This window comes from Collinsella sp. AF36-3AT, assembly GCF_003475205.1.
Lineage (GTDB): Bacteria > Actinomycetota > Coriobacteriia > Coriobacteriales > Coriobacteriaceae > Collinsella > Collinsella aerofaciens_AF.
Genome location: NZ_QROZ01000001.1, coordinates 432,139 through 450,241, shown reverse-complemented (window position 1 = coordinate 450,241; position 18,103 = coordinate 432,139). Strand labels below are relative to the sequence as shown.

14 protein-coding genes are annotated in these 18,103 nt (G+C 61.7%); 12 read left to right on the top strand and 2 right to left on the bottom strand.

All coding sequences use genetic code 11. The annotated features are described in order from the left end of the window. The 3 genes from DW003_RS01970 to DW003_RS01960 all read left to right on the top strand — a co-directional run bounded on the left by DW003_RS01970 (position 1) and on the right by DW003_RS01960 (position 6,878). Positions 1-4,782 carry a 2-hydroxyacyl-CoA dehydratase gene (locus DW003_RS01970; RefSeq protein WP_118387222.1) on the top strand — a complete coding sequence of 1,594 codons (4,782 nt, stop codon included), beginning with the start codon at positions 1-3 and terminating at the stop codon, positions 4,780-4,782. Between the two features lie 416 nt (positions 4,783-5,198). Beyond that, the gene (locus DW003_RS01965) at positions 5,199-6,158 is read left to right on the top strand and encodes a 3-hydroxyacyl-CoA dehydrogenase (RefSeq protein ID WP_118387220.1); all 960 of its coding nucleotides are present in this window, start codon (positions 5,199-5,201) and stop codon (positions 6,156-6,158) included. 270 nt (positions 6,159-6,428) lie between these two features. Beyond that, entirely contained in the window at positions 6,429-6,878 is a 450-nt protein-coding gene (locus DW003_RS01960; RefSeq protein ID WP_118387218.1) for a hypothetical protein, read from the top strand. 125 nt (positions 6,879-7,003) lie between these two features. On the opposite strand, the gene DW003_RS01955 is transcribed toward DW003_RS01960, so the two are convergent. Both DW003_RS01955 and DW003_RS01950 read right to left on the bottom strand, forming a co-directional pair. Beyond that, a complete protein-coding gene (locus DW003_RS01955) occupies positions 7,004-8,143 on the bottom strand; it encodes a DUF389 domain-containing protein (RefSeq protein ID WP_117756877.1) in 1,140 nt (379 codons plus the stop codon). 214 nt (positions 8,144-8,357) lie between these two features. Continuing rightward, on the bottom strand, positions 8,358-10,061 hold the full coding sequence (locus DW003_RS01950; protein ID WP_118387216.1) for an OPT/YSL family transporter: 1,704 nt from the start codon (positions 10,059-10,061) through the stop codon (positions 8,358-8,360). Positions 10,062-10,253: 192 nt separating this feature from the next. Between DW003_RS01950 and DW003_RS01945 the strand changes: the two genes are divergently transcribed. The 9 genes from DW003_RS01945 (at position 10,254) to DW003_RS01905 (ending at position 18,032) form a co-directional block, all read left to right on the top strand. Beyond that, positions 10,254-11,105 (top strand): type III pantothenate kinase, encoded by an 852-nt coding sequence (locus tag DW003_RS01945; RefSeq protein WP_118387214.1) that lies wholly within the window; start codon positions 10,254-10,256, stop codon positions 11,103-11,105. Positions 11,106-11,187: 82 nt separating this feature from the next. Beyond that, positions 11,188-11,712, top strand: a complete 525-nt coding sequence (locus DW003_RS01940) for a dCMP deaminase family protein (protein ID WP_117584124.1) — start codon at positions 11,188-11,190, stop codon at positions 11,710-11,712. A 170-nt stretch (positions 11,713-11,882) separates the two neighbouring features. Next, on the top strand, positions 11,883-12,161 hold the full coding sequence (locus DW003_RS01935) for a NifU family protein (protein ID WP_035137589.1): 279 nt from the start codon (positions 11,883-11,885) through the stop codon (positions 12,159-12,161). Between the two features lie 108 nt (positions 12,162-12,269). Further along, positions 12,270-13,091 (top strand): prolipoprotein diacylglyceryl transferase, encoded by an 822-nt coding sequence (gene lgt, locus DW003_RS01930; RefSeq protein ID WP_118387212.1) that lies wholly within the window; start codon positions 12,270-12,272, stop codon positions 13,089-13,091. Between the two features lie 135 nt (positions 13,092-13,226). Continuing rightward, on the top strand, positions 13,227-15,410 hold the full coding sequence (locus DW003_RS01925) for a DUF6020 family protein (RefSeq protein ID WP_233545448.1): 2,184 nt from the start codon (positions 13,227-13,229) through the stop codon (positions 15,408-15,410). A gap of 167 nt (positions 15,411-15,577) precedes the next feature. Beyond that, entirely contained in the window at positions 15,578-16,384 is an 807-nt protein-coding gene (locus DW003_RS01920) for a YebC/PmpR family DNA-binding transcriptional regulator (RefSeq protein ID WP_055251993.1), read from the top strand. A 166-nt stretch (positions 16,385-16,550) separates the two neighbouring features. Continuing rightward, positions 16,551-17,096, top strand: a complete 546-nt coding sequence (locus DW003_RS01915; RefSeq protein ID WP_117640268.1) for a hypothetical protein — start codon at positions 16,551-16,553, stop codon at positions 17,094-17,096. Next, positions 17,089-17,466: a DUF2273 domain-containing protein gene (locus DW003_RS10025; protein ID WP_233545445.1), complete on the top strand. Its 378-nt coding sequence runs from the start codon at positions 17,089-17,091 to the stop codon at positions 17,464-17,466. The genes DW003_RS01915 and DW003_RS10025 overlap by 8 nt, the downstream gene beginning before the upstream one ends. A gap of 44 nt (positions 17,467-17,510) precedes the next feature. Continuing rightward, positions 17,511-18,032: an Asp23/Gls24 family envelope stress response protein gene (locus DW003_RS01905; protein WP_118387210.1), complete on the top strand. Its 522-nt coding sequence runs from the start codon at positions 17,511-17,513 to the stop codon at positions 18,030-18,032. Positions 18,033-18,103 lie beyond the last annotated feature (71 nt).

Below are 18,103 nucleotides of genomic sequence, written 5' to 3'. Positions count from 1 at the left end.
ATGAGCAAACTCGTCGAGGGCATCAAGGACTGTGTGGTCGCTGCCGCACGCGAGGCCGCGCCCGCCGTGGTGGACGCTGCGCAGAAGGCTGCGACCGCGGCTGCCGAGAAAGTTGCCGAGGCAGTTGCCGATGCCAAGAACGTGGCAGGGGAGACGTCCGTCGTCAGCGAGCCCGCCACCGCCGCTGAGCCCGTAGCCGCCGCCCAGGCCCCCGAAGGCGCGATCTTCAACCCCGAGGCCGCCCGCGGCAACCTGCACCTGGGCATCGACGTGGGCTCCACCACCGTTAAGCTCGCTGTGCTCAACGACGACAACCAGATCGTCTACGCCAAGTATCAGCGCCACCACACCGATGTCCGTGCCTGCGCCCGCGACTTGTTCGAGGGTGCCGCGACGGTGCTGCCGACGGCCCAGATGACCTGCGCCATCACCGGCTCGGGTGGCCTGCTGCTGTCCCAGTGGCTCGACCTGGAGTTTGTCCAGGAAGTCATCGCCAGTAAGCGTGCCGTCGAGACCCTCATCCCGGCCACCGATGTCGCCATCGAGCTGGGCGGCGAGGACGCCAAGATCATCTACTTCGACAACGGCATCGAGCAGCGCATGAACGGCACCTGCGCCGGCGGCACGGGCGCCTTCATCGATCAGATGGCAACCCTGCTGCACACCGATGCCAGCGGCCTTAACGAACTCGCGGCCAACGCCACCACCATCTATCCCATCGCTAGCCGTTGCGGCGTCTTTGCCAAGACCGACGTGCAGCCGCTGCTCAACGAGGGCGCCCGCCCCGAGGACGTGGCCGCCTCCATCTTCCAGGCTGTCGTGACCCAGACCATCTCGGGCCTGGCGTGCGGCCGCCCCATCCGCGGCAACGTCGCCTTCCTGGGCGGACCGCTGCAGTACCTCTCTGAGCTGCGCCACCGCTTCTACCTCACGCTCAACCTGGACGAGGAGCACCGCATTGTGCCCCAAAACGCCCACCTGTTTGTGGCGAGCGGCGCTGCCATGGCGCACGAGTCCAACAAGCTCAGCACGTTCCCGCAGCTCATCGAGGCCATCGACAGCTTGGGCGACACGCAGGGTGCTGAGGTCGAGCGCCTGGATCCGCTCTTTGCCACCGACGAGGACTTTGCCGAGTTCAAGGGTCGCCACGACACCGAGGTCGTCCCCAAGGGCAAGCTCGACGGCTACACCGGACGCGTGTTCATCGGCATCGACGCCGGTTCCACCACCATGAAGGCCGCACTCGTGGGCGAGGACGGTCAGCTGCTGCACACCTGGTACGGCAACAACAACGGCGACATCCTGGGCACGGCCAAGGTCATCATGGCCGATTTCTACAACCACATCCCCGCGGGCTGCACCATCGGCCACGTGACCACCACGGGCTACGGCGAGGCGCTGCTCATCGAGGCTCTCAAGGCCGATTCCGGCGAGATCGAGACCGTCGCGCACCTGCGCGGCGCCAAGGCGTTCCTGCCCGGCGTCGAGTTCATTCTGGACATTGGCGGCCAGGACATGAAGTGCCTGCGCGTCAAGGACGGAGTCATCGAGCACATCATGCTCAATGAGGCCTGCTCGTCGGGCTGCGGCAGCTTTATCGAGAGTTTCGCCGTCTCTATGAACATGGACGTGCGCGCGTTCGCCGACGCCGCCATCCATGCCAAGGCCCCCGTCGACCTGGGCAGCCGCTGCACGGTCTTTATGAACTCGCGCGTCAAGCAGGCGCAAAAAGAAGGTGCCACGGTGGGCGACATCGCGGCCGGCCTGTCCTATTCCGTCATCAAGAATGCCCTGTTCAAGGTCATTAAGCTGCGCGACCCCCAGGAGATTGGCAGTCAGGTGATCGTCCAGGGCGGCACCTTTATGTCCGACGCCACGCTGCGTGCGTTTGAGCAGCTCACCGGCGTGCATGCCGTGCGTCCCGACATCGCCGGCTGCATGGGCGCCTATGGTGCGGCCCTGCTCGCCCGCGATCGCGCCGGTGCCGACGGCACCTCGACCATCCTTTCGGCCGAGGACATCGCGCACCTCACCGTGACGCAAAAGCATGTCCGCTGCGGCCGTTGCTCTAACAACTGCCAGCTTACCGTCAACGACTTTGGCGGCGGCAGGCGCTTCATTACCGGCAACCGCTGCGAGAAGGGCGCCGGCCACAAAAAGCAGAAGACCGAGGCCCCCAACCTCTTCAAAAAGAAAAACGAGCTGCTCTTTAACCGCGAGGTGCTGAGCCCCGACGAGGCCCCGCGCGGCACCGTCGGCATCCCGCGCGCGCTCAACATGTACGAGAACTACCCCTTCTGGCATGCGTTCTTTACGCGCCTGGGCTTTAGCGTGCAGCTGTCCGACCAGTCGAGCAAGAAGACCTACCAGGCGGGTATCGAGTCCATGCCGTCCGAGAGCGTGTGCTATCCGGCCAAGATGAGCCACGGCCATGTGATGAACCTTATCGACCGCGATGTCGACTTTATCTGGATGCCGTGCGTGCGCTGGGAGCGCAAGGAGGATCCGACCGCCGGCAACTGTTACAACTGCCCCATCGTCATGAGCTATCCCACGGCGTTGGCACTCAACATCGACGAGATCCGCGAGCAGAACATCGAGTTCCTGTACCCGTTTGTGCCCTATCATGACAAGACCGAGCTCAAGCGCCGTCTGTACCAGGTGCTCGCCGTCGACCGTGTGGCCGATGCGCAAGCCGGTCGCGGTCGCGTGCGTGGGCCCAAGATCACGCGCTCCGAGGTCGATGCCGCTGTCAACGCTGCCTTTGAGGCCGATGCGCGTTTCCACGAGGACATCCAGACCATGGGCGAGGAGGCTCTTAAGTGGGTCGAGGACCACGGCGGTCACGGCATCGTGCTCGCCGGTCGTCCCTACCACAACGACCCCGAGATCAACCACGCCCTGCCCGAGCTTATCTCGAGCTTTGGCTTTGCGGTCTTTACCGAGGATTCGCTCGCGCATCTGGTAAAGCCCGAGCGTCCGATTCGCGTCGTCGACCAGTGGATGTACCACAGTCGCCTGTACGCCGTCGCCCGCTTTGTGACCATGCGCAACGACCTGGACCTGATCCAGCTCAATTCCTTCGGCTGCGGTCTCGATGCCCTGACCACCGATCAGGTGCAGGAGATCCTGGAGGCCAGTGGCAAGATCTACACCGTGCTCAAGATCGACGAGGTGTCCAACCTGGGCGCCGCGCGCATTCGCATCCGCTCGCTCATGGCGGCACTCAAGGACCAGGAGGCCGAGCGCTTGGCCGAGGCCACGGCTGCGGGCAAGGTCTTTGAGCAGGGCGACGCTGCGCCGGTGGCGCCCTCCACGGATGCCCCCGCGTTCGCGAGCCGCAAGTACACGTTCGAGGCACAGCGTGAGAGCGCCTCGACCGCATGGCCCAAGGTGCCCTTTACCGAGCAGATGCGCGACGAGGGCTATACCATCCTGTGCCCGCAGATGGCGCCGATCCACTTTGACCTGGTCAAAGAGGTGTTCCGCGGTGCCGGCTACAACTTGGAGCTGCTGCCCTCGACCGACCACGATGCCGTCGAGGCTGGCCTGCGCTATGTGAACAATGACATTTGCTACCCGTCGATTCTGGTGACGGGCCAGATTATGGAGGCCATCGAGAGCGGTCGGTACGACCTGTCCAAGACCGCCGTGGTCATCAGCCAGACCGGCGGCGGCTGCCGTGCCACCAACTACATCGCGCTCATCCGCAAGGCCCTGCGCGAGAGCGGCCACCCCGAGATCCCCGTGATCTCGCTTTCGGCCGTGGCGCTGGGCGAGGACAACCCCGGCTTTAAGCTGACGCCGGCGCTGCTTAAGCAGGCAGTCTACGCGGTGCTCTTTGGCGACGTGATGATGCAGATGCTCTACCGCTGCCGCCCGTACGAGGCCACGCCTGGTGCCGCCAACACGCTCTATGAAGAGTACATGGCGCGTGCCCGCAAGCTGGCGCCCAAGTTTAACCGCCACAACTACACCAAGCTGTGCCGCGAGGCCATCCGCGCGTTCGACACCATGCCGCTCGTGGGCGAGGGCACCAAGCCGCGCGTGGGCGTGGTCGGTGAGATCTTGGTCAAGTTCCATCCCACGGCTAACAACCACGTGGTCGATGTCATTGAGCGCGAGGGCTGCGAGGCCGTGGTGCCGGGCCTGCTCGACTTCTTCCTCTACTCCATGAGCAACGCCGAGCTGCAGAAAGACGAGCTGGGAAGCTCTGCTACTACGCGCGCGGGCATGCAAGCGCTCATCAAGCTTGTGGACTGGATGCGCACGCCGGTGGAGGAGATGCTCGAGAAGTCCCGCCGCTTCGAGGCGCCCGAGCGCATCGGCACCATGGCCGACAAGGCCCGTACGGTACTTTCGGTGTGCAACAACATGGGCGAGGGCTGGCTGCTCACGGCCGAGATGCTCGACCTGATCGACCATGGTGCGCCCAACATCATCTGCACGCAGCCCTTTGCGTGCCTGCCCAACCACGTGGTGGGCAAGGCCGTTATCAAGGAGCTGCGCCGCCAGCATCCCGAGAGCAACATTGTCGCGGTGGACTACGACCCCGGTGCGTCCGAGGTCAACCAGCTCAACCGCATTAAGCTCATGATCAGCGTGGCCAAGGAAAACATGCGCGCCGGCAAGGGCTTTAAGCTCGAGAAGGTGGCGCCGCTCGCGATGGACGAGGTCACCGGTCAGATGCGTGCCCATGACGACTGCGTGAGCTGCGGGCCGGCCAGCGAGGAGGCCGTCACATCGGTCGCCAAGCGTCTGGGACGCGGCATTAAGAAGTAGCTTGCCCGCTATGGGCTAGATATGAGACAAACGGGTGGCAGCCGTGCCGGCTACCACCCGTTTTTGCTGGACATATGTTGCGTAAACGCCCCAACTATCACCCTTTGCGAACTTAGATTTCGGAAGTATGCGGCAAAATCTGAATAGGTCGAGCACACCGGATATATCCAAGCTCTGTACCTGCGGTTTTATTGGCGAAAAACCAGGATGTGCTCAAGAGTTCCGGAATTTGCCGCATACTTCCGAAAACGACGTCTCGGTGGCACCAAAAACTGCCCTCGGAACCCTGAGATAATGAACATATGTAGCCGTTTGCCGCGAAATACCGCCCGTTTATAGAACCCACCCCCAGCGCGCGTCATCCTTACGGTTGAATAAATACACATCTATGGAATTACGTAAGAGAGGACCGTTCCATGAGCTACAAGACCGTTTGTGTTGCCGGCGGCGGCGTGTTGGGAAGCCAGATTGCCTTTCAGGCTGCCTACTGCGGCTTTGATGTAACGATTTGGCTGCGCAACGAGGGCAGCATCGGCCGCACCCAGCCCAAGATCGATCACGTGCGCAAGGAGTACATCGCGGCAATCGAGGGCATGGCGGACGGCACGGGCGAGTGGTGCGCCGGTATCGCCGATGGCACCCAGCCCTTCGACAAGGAAGCGGCGCTCGCCGCCGTCGAGCGTGCCTACTCCACACTCAAGCTGGAGCTCGATCTTGCCAAGGCCGTGGCCGACGCCGACCTGGTCATCGAGTCTATGGCCGAGGACACCCAGGCAAAGATCGGCTTCTACAAGAAGCTCGCCCCGGTTCTGCCGCAAAAGACCGTCATCGTGACCAACTCATCCACGCTGCTGCCGAGCACCTTTGCCAAGTACACCGGCCGTCCCGAGAAGTACCTGTCGCTGCACTTTGCCAACTCCATCTGGAAGAACAACATGACCGAGGTCATGGCACAGGACCAAACCGACAAGCGCTACTTCGACGAGCTCGTCGACTTTGCCAACGATATCCGTATGCTTGCCCTGCCCGTCAACAAGGAAAAGAACGGCTACCTGCTCAATTCCATGTTGGTGCCGTGGCTGCTTTCGGGCCTTGACCTGTATGTTTCGGGTGTGAGTGACCCCAAGAGCATCGACCTTGCATGGACGCGGGGCACCGGCGCCCCCAAGGGCCCGTTCCGCGTATTCGACACGGTGGGTATCCAGACGGCCTACAACATCGTCATGCAGTATCAGAAGGTCCCGGGCCTGGTGAGCCCGCTACTCAAGAAGATGATGATGCCCTACAACTTTAAGGCTATGGCGTCCGTCCTCAAGAAGATGCTCGACGAAGGTAAGCTGGGCGAAAGCTCGGGCGAGGGCTTCTTTACGTACTAAAAATGATCTCTTGGGGGCGGAAGCGTTGAGGATCTACGGTAGTATGCGACAAGATCTGAATAGGTCGAGCAAGAGCTGTAGCGCGCGTTGACGTTTGCCCAATAGAACGCAAAAATGCACCGTTCGCCGATACTCCTCTCGCGAGTGGTTGCCATATGGTTTGATGTTGGAAACATATGATTGCCGACAGGCCGTAGGTGACATTCGCCATGATATCGGAGGTACCAAGTATGTTTCGTGCTCCGTTAAACAAGTATCGGGCTGGCTGACATGAGCCGCCGTTTTGTCTCGATAACCGTTGCAGTGGTTTGCCTGGCGGTGCTTCTGGGCGCTATAGGGCAGTTCGCTATAAGTCGAGAAACATCCTATATGCAGGAATGTGCTTCCGAAGGCTTTGCCATTGACGGTTACTATCGGGATGACGAAACAAGTCGGGAAACCCTGGCTTTTCTTGAGGAGGACAACTGTCGATGGCAGCTGGTCGACCAAGACGGAATCTGCACAGACGGGCAGTTTAAGCGTACGGATGACCCCAACATCCTGATATTAAAGAAGGAAAACGGCGAAGAATTCGGTACGGTCCACGTGGCGTATATTTCGCGCCGACGCGATCAGGGCTTGCTCTACCTATTTAGAGATACCAGGGTGACCCGTTTTTATCTGGTGAGTACCGGTCCGGCGTTTATAGTGGAGTCTGGCGATGTCGATGTGGAAAGTTGATTCACGGCAATAAATCAGCGAGCGGAGCGCGGCCATGGACCGCGTCACGCTATTTGCTCGTGGCCCGCGTCACGTCTGCGCCATGTCGTGACTCGCGGCTGCGCGCATCCATCCCACGTCGCGTATTACTGCACATCAAACTCCACGCGATCGAGCTCGGGCACATTGAGGTCGATGAGCTTGCGGGCTACACGGCGGTCGTGTGCCCCAAGCGCCTCGCTTGTCGTCACATGGGCGACAACCTCGCGCTCGACAAGGCCCTCCTCCTCGCCTTCGGTGGCCGAGGTCTCGACGGCAACGGTGTAATCCTTAAAGCCCGGCAGCACCGCGGCAAGCTCGCGCGTGGTTTCGGTGACGCCATAGCCGTCCTGCACGCCGGCCTGCGCCGAGCCAATGGATCCCGCGGTCATAACGATGCAGGGGATGGCAAAGATCACCGTGCCCACGATGATGCGGCGGCGCACCTTGTGTGACAGCTCATCGACCTCGGCGTTTTCCTCGGCGGTCACAATGCCGTCGCCGTTGAGGTCGCGCTTGAGCGGCACGCGCAAAAGAAGCAGCACGGCTTCGGCAGCCAGTGCGATAAAGACCACGTTGATGCCAAACTCGTAGAGGGCTGAAAGAAACAGCGACCCGCTTGCGATGGCGATGCCATAGCCCGCCGCGCACAGGGGCGGCATGAGCGCGGTCGCCACGGCCACGCCGGCGATGAGCGTGGCGGGTTCCTGGTCGCGCGAGTTGCCCAGTCCGCCCGCAAAGCCGCCGGCGAGCGCGACAGCGAGGTCCCAGACAGTCGGTGTCGAATTGTCGATAATGGCGGCCGTGGTGGTGCCAAGGGGCGAGAGCTTAAAGTACAACGTGGACGTGATTAGACAAAAGACCATCTGCAGCGCGAGGCCGGCAATTGCCTCGACGGCAATCTCGCGGTCGAGCGTGGCGATGCCGTATGCCATGGCAAGGACCGAGCCCATGAGCGGACAGATGAGCATGGCGCCCACGATGGCAATGTCCGAGTCGATATCGAGGCCGATGCTCGCGATCAACATGGCAATGATCAGGATGCATAAGTGTGAGCCAGTCAGGCGCGCCCCGTTTACAAAGCGCTTGCGAATCACGTGATAGGGCGCGCGTCCCTCGCGTATGTTGAACGCCTGCTTAAGGAAACGGGTGGCATTCTCCATGGCCTCGCTGTGTGCAGGGCGTATACCGTGACGACGATGATGACGCTCGCGCAGCCGCTTGATCTGTTGTTTGTCGAGTTCCATGCTTACCTCGTTTAGCTTCTGAGCCGCTTCTTGCGTCTGTCGTCTTTACTCTACACCGCGTTAGGCGAGGTGTCAGACAAGGTTTGTTGACCTGGAAGTCAGGACAATCGACATGGCTAAAACGCCGTGAGGATCATAAGAGTCAAATAGACAAAAAGCGCGGGGCCGGTTTGATTCCGACTCCGCGCTCTGCGCTGGTGCGTTGTTGTTCGGCCTACCCCAGCAGGCTCAGACCAACAGAGACAAACGCCAGGATAACGCCGACGATGGACTCGCCGCCGAGCAGGCCGCTGGCGACAACCAAGCCCTGCTCCTGGAAGGCGGCGTCCTTGGCGGCCTTCTCCTCGTCCGAAAGACCGGCCTCGGCATCGCGGTGGGCTGCCCACTTGTCGTAGGCGAGCTTGACGCAGGAGCCCAGGAAGGCCGTGAGCGACATGTAGAACGGCAGGTACACGCCCAGGCCGATCATCATGGCCGGAATGCCGAGCCAGTACATGACGATGCCGGCGATAAAGCCGCCTGCGAACCACGGCACGCTCGGGATGCCCGAGACCATGGTGGCGACGACGCTTGCCTGCGCGGCCACAAAGCTCTTGTCGGGGCCGAAGGCGTCCGGACCATAGGCGGTGACGAGCGCGACCATGACGGCAGCGGCGACCAGGGCGCCCACGATGCCGCCGATGGCCTGGCCGATCCACTGCGCACGCGGGTTGGTGCCCAGCACGGCGCCGGCCTTAAAGTCGTTCATGACGTCGCCCGCAAGGCCGCATGCCACGGCCACGATGCCGGCGATAAAGAACAGCTTGACCTGGGCGATCTGTGCGAAGGCAGCCACGATGAGCATGACGATGAGGCCGAAGATCTCCATGGGGTCGATGCCCGTCTGGCCGCAGCTCTGCGCGCTCATGATGGTGGTGACAAAGGTGAACAGCGTGACGATGACGGCCGGGACGGGGCCAAGGTCGAGCGCGATGGCGACGATCACGGCGATGGCGGCAGTACCCAGGCCGATGATGCCGGCGTCGAGCTTAAGCGAGCCCGAGATGAGCGACTGCTCGTCGGTGTCGCTGGAGCTGTCGGCGGCGAGGCCGCGGGCGATACCGGCGACCTGCGGCAGGATGTCCTTGAGGACGACGGCGACGCCAAAGCCCATCATGAGGCCCATGCCGAGCGATTTGACGATGCCCTGCGCAGTCACAACGTCGAATAGACCCGCAGCGGTGCCGCCCACGATGATGCCAAAGTTACCTAGCAGCGCGCCGGCAAACCAGAAGGCAACCGGGGCGAAGCCAACCAAAAAGCCGATGGAGAGCAGCATGGGCGAGTTATAGATGGCAAAGGTCACGCCGGGGATATTGAGCGTGCACAGCATGCTGGGCACCACGCCCAGAGCGTCGCGAAGTACGCTGTAGATGCCTGCGATGGCCATGGAGCCAAAGAGCTGCTTGCCGGTCTTGCCGCCGGCCTCGGTGGCGCGCAGTGTCTGAGCTGCGGCATTGCCGGTGGGAAACTCCAGCGCGGCGTCCACGATAAAGTGGCGGTGGATGAGCGCCGTTGCCAGCAGGCCCAAGATGGTGCCGACGAGTGCCACGATAAACATGTCGAGCCAGCTGATCTGGTCGGCATAGCCCAGCATCCAGGCGCCCGGGATGGTAAACGCCAGGCCGCCGGCGACCATGGCGCCCGCGGACATGATGGTGTGGGTGACGTTGGCCTCGTTGAGGCTGGCGTTGCCCATGAGCTTCAGGAAGAACAGCGAGATGACGGCAGCGAAAATAATCGGCCAGGGGAGTGCACCCATCTTGAGGGCCGTGTAGGCCGAGCTTGCCGTGATGATCACGCAGCCAAGGACGCCGATGACGACGCCGCGCAGCGTGAGTTGCCCGCGCATCGAAGCGCGGTTCGAGGGATTGCTCATATAAAACTCCTTTGCGTATATCCGCTTCCCCCGGGAGCGCCGTTACGGATACGGCGCGGGAAGTCGGGTTACCAAGGGCCGCCGCGTGAGCTCGCAAACGACCGCGCACCAGTATAGCCGCAAGCTAGCCATTTTGGGATGACTGGTTTAGGTAGGCGATATACTGCTGGGCAGACGAAAGGAGCGCCGACGATGCTTAATGGGTGCGCATATATATTGACGGTCGACGTGGGCAACACGTTCATTCGCTTTGGCCTGTTTGCAGAGGATTCGGCCGCGGCGCAGGAATGTCCGCTTGCGACATGCGAGATCACGACGCCGTCGAGCATTACGGCCGACGAGGCACGCATGCGACTTGTACAGGTCATGGGCGCGCTCGCCGCCGATGCAGGTGTGCCCGGGGTGCTTGCACCCGCCGCGGCCGTGCTGAGCTGTGTAGTCCCGGCGCTCGAGCGCCCTTGGAAGACGGCGCTTTCCCGCACCTGCACGGGGCGCGTGCTCACCGTGGGGCCGGGTCTCAAGACCGGCATGCCTGTGCACTACGATGACCCGGCCGAGATCGGTCCCGACCGCATCGCCGATGCCGTGGCGGCCCGCGCCGTCTACGGTTCGCCGTGCATCGTGATTGACCTGGGCACGACGACCAATATCGAGGTCATCGACGCGCACGGTACCTTTGTGGGCGGCGTTATCGCGCCAGGCCTGGCCCTCGGCGCCCGTTCGCTTTCGGCGGCAGCAGCGCGCCTACCCCAGGTTGAGCCCTCGGCGCCAACGCACGTCATCGGACGCAACACGCGCGAGGCCATGCGCTCGGGTGTGGTTTTGGGCGAGGTAGCCCGCATCGACGGCATGCTCGACATGGTGCTTGCCGAGATGCGCGCGACCAAGGCCGCGGGGGAGGGCAATGTGCCCATCGTCATTACCGGCGACGATGCCGAGGCACTTGCGGCGCTGGTCGGCCATAGCCTGACGGTAGACGACGCGCTGACGTTGCGGGGTCTCGCCGAGCTCTACCGCATCAACCAAAAGCCCCGCCGCGCGTAGGGCGAGGGGCTGGTGGGATAAGCGCCCCTACCTTTCACCTGCTACAATGGGCCAAACTATTGCGATTGCGGAGGTGTCTGCCATGTCGGACGATCTTCATCAAACCGCGTCGGGCAAGCGCCGCGACGTTATTAGCTGGGACGAGTTCTTTATGAGCGTGGCCATCGCCGCGCAGCGCCGCAGCAAGGACCCCAACACGCAGGTGGGAGCGTGCATCGCCAGCACCAACCACCGCATCCTTTCGGTGGGTTACAACGGCACGCCCTCGGCGCTCAACGACGACTTTTTCCCGTGGGGTACGAGCGATGACCCGCTGCAGGACAAGCACAACTACGTGGTCCATGCCGAGGCCAACGCCGTGCTCAACTACCGTGGCTCGCTCAAGGACCTCGAGGGTTCCACGGTTTACGTCACGCTGTTCCCGTGCCACGACTGCGCCAAGATCCTGGCGCAGGTGGGCGTGGGCGAGGTCGTCTACCTGGACAATAAGTATGCCGACACCGATGACGGCCGTATCAGCCGCCGCATTCTCGACTCCTGCGGCATCAGCTACCGCCAGGTCATCGTCGATGTCCAGATTGGTACCGGGGGACAGGCTCGGCAGTAGCGCGTGCCAACGCCAGCTGGCGGCAAAACAGCCAAAAGAGCCCCGTCCCAAATTGACTGCTCGTGAAAGTCGTGTCCGCACGCATGGCTGGCGCCTAAGCGGGTACATGGCTGTAGTAACATAGCCCCTGTCCGCGGGCGTGCCCGCGTTATTGTGAGAAAGGAGCCCCTGTGGCTGTTAACGAAGAGCTGCTTAAGAAGGTTCTTGAAGAGATTCGCCCCAACCTGCAGGCCGATGGCGGCGATATGGAGTATGTGGGCGTCGACGACGAGGGTGTTGTCAAGCTGGAGCTGCAGGGCGCCTGCGCCGGCTGCCCCATGAGCTCGCTAACCCTTTCCATGGGTATCGAGCGCATCCTGAAGGAGCATGTGCCCGGCGTTACCCGCGTTGAGCAGGTCAATGCTTCCGGCGAGGCCGAGGACCTGTACGACGAGTACGCGCCGTTCTAAGACGCGAAAGCTGCGGACGGTACGCTCCGCATAGACGTTATGTCCAAATATGCGGCTGCGAGCGTAAGGCCCGCGACCGCATTTGTATGTAGGGAGCAGGGGATCGATATGCTCAACGACCTCTACCATATGCTTGATCCCGTCGCGATCTCGGCGGGCCCCATCACCATCTACTGGTACGGCCTGGCCTACGTGGTCGGCGCCCTGCTCACGGCGGTCGTTATGTACCGCACGCAGCGTCGTTGGGGCTTCGACATTACGATTGATGACCTGACGAGCGTCGTGGTCGGCGCGGTCTTTGGCCTCATCATCGGCGCGCGCCTGTTTTACGTCATCTTTTACGGCGATGGCTACTATTGGACCCACCCGCTCGAGATCTTTGCCACCAACGAGGGCGGCATGAGCTTCCACGGCGGCCTGGTGGGCGGCATCTTGGGCGGCATCATCGTGTGCCGCATGTACAAGCTCGACGCCTGGACCATCGCCGACCTTGCTGTGATCGGTGCTCCGCTGGCGCTGTGCCTGGGACGTTGTGCCAATTTCGTCAACGGCGAGCTGTGGGGTAAGCCGACCGATCTGCCCTGGGGTGTGGTCTTTGGCGGCACCGCGGGCGATATGCCGCGCCATCCCTCCCAGCTCTACGAGGCGTTTCTAGAGGGCATCGTGCTCTTCTGTTTTTTGCAGGTGCTCAGCCGCAAAAAGCCACTGCTGCCCCAGGGCACGTTTATGGGCGTGTTCGTGATGGGGTACGGCATCGTCCGCTTTCTCGTTGAGTTTGTGCGCGTGCCCGATGCCCAGCTGGGTTATCTGCTGGGAGGCGTTATCACCATGGGCCAGCTGCTGAGTTTGCCGCTCGTGATCGCCGGCCTGGCGCTCATCATCTTCGCCCGACACCGCAATCGTCCCCAGCGTATCTACCTCGACGTTTAACCACCACAAAGGGGACAGGCACCTTTGTGGTGGTTTGCTGGGCAACGATGACAGAACCGTAACGTTTTCCCAGATAAAACCTGCCAAAATAAACCTGTCCCTTTTTGGCGGGTTTCTAGAAAGGCTCTTTGGACTGTGAAGGATTCCGACCTCTCCACAACGGCTGCGCGCGACGCTGCCCGCATCGTCTGGTTTAAGCGCTACCCCGCCAAGCAGACGCTCATCGCATTTCTGCTCGCGCTGTTGGCGACCACGGCGTTTTCCATCGATCCCGCGCCGGTCTCGAGCAACGCAGTCTTGGCGATTGACCCCAAAGCCTCGGGCATGCTGTACGTGTGCTACGAGGTGCTCCTCTCGTTTGCCGGCCATACCGACGCGGTCATGCTGCTTGCGCTTGCCTGCCTGCTCACTCTGCCGTTTCGCTACGTATTCTTTGGCCGCGGCGATGCTTGGCGTCCTTCGGTGATCCTTCCGTCGCTGTTCTTTGCCGTCTGCATGGTGTTTGGCCGCAGCTACGACCTCACCGATTCTGCCGAGATCGTACTCGGCGACAAGGCTCGCATCATCTGCGCCTGGATAGGCGGTGCGGGCTGGATGCTCTTGGCGGTCGTTGCCTTCTACCTGGCTTTTGAGTGTCTAGATTGGCTGAGCTCTCGGCGCATTCCGTTTTCCGAAGCGCACTTTGGCCGCGTATGGCGTGTGGCTCACGCCGTGCTCTCGGTCCATCCCTTTGCCGGGCCCTTCCTGGTGCTTATGGTCGCCTGGGCGCCCACGCTCATCGCTTCGCTGCCCGGCCTTTTTATGGGAGATACGGGTGCGCAGATTCGCCAGTGGTTCAACTACCCCAACGGCACGAGTGACTACCTGCGTCTGCTCAATCCCAATGTGTTGCTCAACGGACATCACCCCGTGGTGCACACGGCTATCATCGGTTCGTGCGTCCAGCTGGGGCTTTCACTGTTCAACAGCGCCAACGCAGGTCTTGCCATCTACACCTGCGCTCAGTTCCTCATCACGGCCGCCTGCATGGCCTATTCCATCTCGTCGCTGCGCAAGCTGGGCGTGAGTCTGCCGGTCCGCGGCGTGATCTTGCTGTTCTTTGTGTTTATGCCCATGTTCTCCAACTACGCGGCCCTGCTTACCAAAGATGTGCTGTTTGCCGACGCGTTTTTGGTGCTGTTGGTGCAGGCCGTGAAGCTCGTGGCATGCGGCCTGCCCCGTCGCGATGCCAATGCCGAGCGTGCGGGCGAACAGAGGCCCGTGCTCTTTGCGCGCCATGACTGGCTGCTGCTCGCTCTGGGCGCCATGGGTTCCACGTTTCTGCGCAACGGCGGCCTGGTGTTTCCCCTGGCGGCATGCGTAATCGCGGCGGCGTTTTGCGCATGGGACGCGCATGTGGCTCGTCGTGCGGCTAAGCAGACGGGCACCGCGGTCTCATGCGCCACACCGCGCTTCCGCTGGGTTGGCGTCCTCGCGGTACTCGCGCTCTGCCTTGCCTCTAATATGTACTTCACCAAGGTCTTTATGCCGGAGCACGATATCACGCCTGGTTCCAAGCGCGAAATCCTCTCGATTCCGTTCCAACAGACGGCTCGTTTCGTCCAAAAGCACGACGGCCTCAACTCGGGCGTCAACCCTACGGTTAAGGAGGACGGCACTATCGTGGAGGCACCCTGCGACGGTTTGGTGACCGACGAGGAGCGCGTCGTGATCGATCGCGTGCTCAAGTACGAGAACCTGGGCCGCCGCTACAACCCCGACAAGTCCGATGCCGTCAAGAACTGCTTTAACGAGTACGCCTCGCAGGAGGACATCAAGGCCTATTTTGAGGTCTGGGCGCAGATGTTCAAAAAGGATCCCGAGTGCTATATCTCGGCGCTCATCAATAACTATTACGGCTACTTTTATCCGAGTGCCCGCGATGCGTGGGTCTACAGCACGGCGCGCAGTGCCGAGATTATGGCGCGCCCCGATAATCTCAAGTACTTCGACTTCCATCCGGTCGATAGCAAGGTTGTGCGCTGGTGCGACCACCTGATCAATCTGTACCGTGTGGCGGTGCAGCGCATCCCGTTTATTTCGCTCACCATGAGCTCGGCCACCTATGTGTGGATTATGATCGCCGTGGTGGTCTACCTGCTGCGTCGTCATTCATGGCGTGCGCTGGCGATCTGGGTGCCGCTGTTGGGCGTGCTCGCCGTGTGCCTGATTGGTCCGTGCAACGGCTCGACCTACATGCGCTACCTGTATCCGGTCATCGCCTGCATGCCCTTCGCCATCGGCGCCACCGTCACCCGCAGTGACTTCCTCTGGTCCTAACCTGGTGCATTGGGGTCAGGTTTCTTTGCTGCACCAAAGGGGCCATCATCACGACGCCTTCATTTTGGGGTTTATCTTGCAGGCCAGTAGGTATATCATAACGACGTTTGTTTATATTGCCCGAGCATCTGCGCTGGGCTTTAGGTCGAAACCGATAGGAGACACGTATGTCCGGACACTCTAAGTGGGCCACAACCAAGCATCGTAAGGGCGCGCAGGACGCCAAGCGTTCCGCCCTCTTCTCCAAGCTCAGCCGCAACATCACCGTTGCTGCCCGTCTCGGCGGTGACCCGCTGCCCGAGAACAACGCCAGCCTCGCCGCTGCCGTTGCCAAGGCCAAGGCTCAGTCCATGCCTAAGGACAAGATCAAGTCCGCTATCGACAAGGCTTTTGGTTCGGGTGCTGACGCCGCCGTCTACGAGAATATCGTGTACGAGGGCTACGGTCCCGCCGGTGTCGCCGTCTACGTCGACTGCCTGACCGACAACCGCAACCGTACCGCCGCTGATGTCCGTTCCGCCTTCTCCCACGCTGGTGGCAACCTGGGCACCTCCGGCTCCGTCGCCTTCCAGTTTGAGCGCAAGGGCCAGATTGTCGTCGCCAAGGAGATCCTGGACGAGAACGCCAAGAAGGAGACCATGATCGCCAACGGTGCTGCCGGTGACGAGGATGAGTTCATGATGGCCATCGCCGAGGCCGGTGGCGAGGACTACGAGGATGCCGGCGAGGAGTGGATCGTCTGGACTGCTGCCAACGACGTCATGGCTGTCTCCAAGGCGCTCGAGGAGCAGGGCGTCCAGGTCAAGGGTTCCGAGACCACCATGGTCCCGACCACCCCGACCGAGGTCTCTGGTACCGACGCCAAGAAGGTCCAGCGCCTCATCGACCGTCTTGAGGAGCTCGACGACGTCCAGGACGTCTACAGCACCATGGACATGACCGACGAGGTCATCGCTGCCCTCGAGGAGGAGTAGCGCCAGCACGGATTGAGCCGTGCATATCTGGGCATAATGAAGCGAGCATGCAAGCCTCGTGGAGTAGATGAGCCGGATCCGCGTGCGTAGAGCACCGGACCCGGCTCTTTTATAATGATGCGAACCGTTCTGCATTTCGAGAGCCGAGATTTGAAGGGAGCGCCGCGTGCGCGTACTCAAACGAGCCCTAGCGATCGTGTATCTTGCCGCCACCATCGTGGCACTGGGTACGCTTGTCTGCCAGTTTTGGGGGCCGTATACGTATCGCTTTATGCTGCTGATGCGCGACCCCATGCCGCGCATCGTCGTGACGGCGTGCGCCGGCGTCGTGGCGATCGGCGTACTGCTGAGCTTTTTCCGCCTGATGTTCGCCCGTCGCGAACCGTCCTGCGTGCATCCGGCGGGGGAGCGCAATATCGAGGTTACCCTTGCGGCGCTTTCTTCGTGCGCCAGGGTTGCTGCCGAGCGCGACGACCGCGTGATGGTCGAGCATGTCGAGGCTCGCGTCCAAGGCCCCGACGATTCGCACGTCCGTTTTAAGGTCGAGGCTATCGCGCTTGACGATAAGGACGTGGCATCTCTGGCTACCGCGATGCAGCAGCGCATCGAAGAAGCCTGCGATACCATGCTCGGCGCGCCGGGTACGACCGCGCGCGTTCGTTTTTTGCCGTCTAAGACTACCGTCCAGACCGTGGAGGTTTCCGGTGAGTGATACCAATCAAGATAAGACCGCTCGTACGCCGCGCCTGACGATTGACCAGAGCGCCGCGCCGGCAAGCGAACCTGTTGATTCCAAAGCAGAGGCAACCGAGTTACAAGACGCGGCAGCCGTGGATTTTGACGAGGCTATGGGTCTCATCAAGGGTACGGGCGCTGCCATCTGGAGCTATGCTGTGCGTCACCCCAACACCACGCTCGGTGCCGTCGCTGGCTTTATCCTCGCCGTGTTGGTGCTCACGCTCGGCCTGTGGGACACGCTCGTCATTGCATTCTTCGTGCTGATCGGCGCTGTGATCGGCCAAATTCGCGACGGCGAGAACGGCATCGTCAACTTCTTCGGCCGTTTGTTTAGCGGCCGCTAATATGTATTCGACTGTCGCATCCGCGGCAGGCATAAGGAGGAACCATGGCTTTTAATACGAAGGTCGATGTGGCCGATACCGAGCTCGAGGCAGACGAGACCGTCACCGCCGAGGTCGAAGGCGTGACGCTCGAGGACGAGGCGCTTGTCGAGGCCGAGTCCGAAGACGAGGTTGACGAGGATGACGAGGAGGCTGACGAGTCCGAGGACTCGCTGACCTATTCCAACGGCGTGATCGAGAAGATCGTCGCCATGGCCACTCGCGAGGTGCCGCACGTCTTGGGCATGAAGGGCAACCTCATGCACTTTGTACAGGAGCAGTTTGGTGCCGAGAACCTGACCAAGGGCGTGACGGTCGAGGTCACCGATGACAACCGCGTGGTCGTCAACATTTCCGTCATTATCGAGTATGGCGCCTACGCGCCCGCGATTTTCGACGACGTTAAGGCGCGCGTGACCGAGCGCCTCGCCGCGATGACCGGCCTTGAGGTGGCAGGCGTCAACCTGCGCATCGAGGATGTCATCACCCCCGAGGAGTACGAACACCGCACCAACCAGCACGAGTAACCTGCCAAATAGGGACAGGTTTGTTTTGGCAGGTTTTATCTGCGAAAACGTTAAACGGCCGACCGCGCAAG

Excerpts from the sequence above, each read along its gene's own strand:
- DW003_RS01970 (WP_118387222.1), top strand. The coding sequence starts at position 1 with ATGAGCAAACTCGTCGAGGGCATCAAGGACTGTGTGGTCGCTGCCGCA.
- DW003_RS01965 (WP_118387220.1), top strand. The coding sequence starts at position 5,199 with ATGAGCTACAAGACCGTTTGTGTTGCCGGCGGCGGCGTGTTGGGAAGC.
- DW003_RS01960 (WP_118387218.1), top strand. The coding sequence starts at position 6,429 with ATGAGCCGCCGTTTTGTCTCGATAACCGTTGCAGTGGTTTGCCTGGCG.
- DW003_RS01955 (WP_117756877.1), bottom strand. The coding sequence starts at position 8,143 with ATGGAACTCGACAAACAACAGATCAAGCGGCTGCGCGAGCGTCATCAT.
- DW003_RS01950 (WP_118387216.1), bottom strand. The coding sequence starts at position 10,061 with ATGAGCAATCCCTCGAACCGCGCTTCGATGCGCGGGCAACTCACGCTG.
- DW003_RS01945 (WP_118387214.1), top strand. The coding sequence starts at position 10,254 with ATGCTTAATGGGTGCGCATATATATTGACGGTCGACGTGGGCAACACG.
- DW003_RS01940 (WP_117584124.1), top strand. The coding sequence starts at position 11,188 with ATGTCGGACGATCTTCATCAAACCGCGTCGGGCAAGCGCCGCGACGTT.
- lgt (WP_118387212.1), top strand. The coding sequence starts at position 12,270 with ATGCTCAACGACCTCTACCATATGCTTGATCCCGTCGCGATCTCGGCG.
- DW003_RS01920 (WP_055251993.1), top strand. The coding sequence starts at position 15,578 with ATGTCCGGACACTCTAAGTGGGCCACAACCAAGCATCGTAAGGGCGCG.
- DW003_RS01905 (WP_118387210.1), top strand. The coding sequence starts at position 17,511 with ATGGCTTTTAATACGAAGGTCGATGTGGCCGATACCGAGCTCGAGGCA.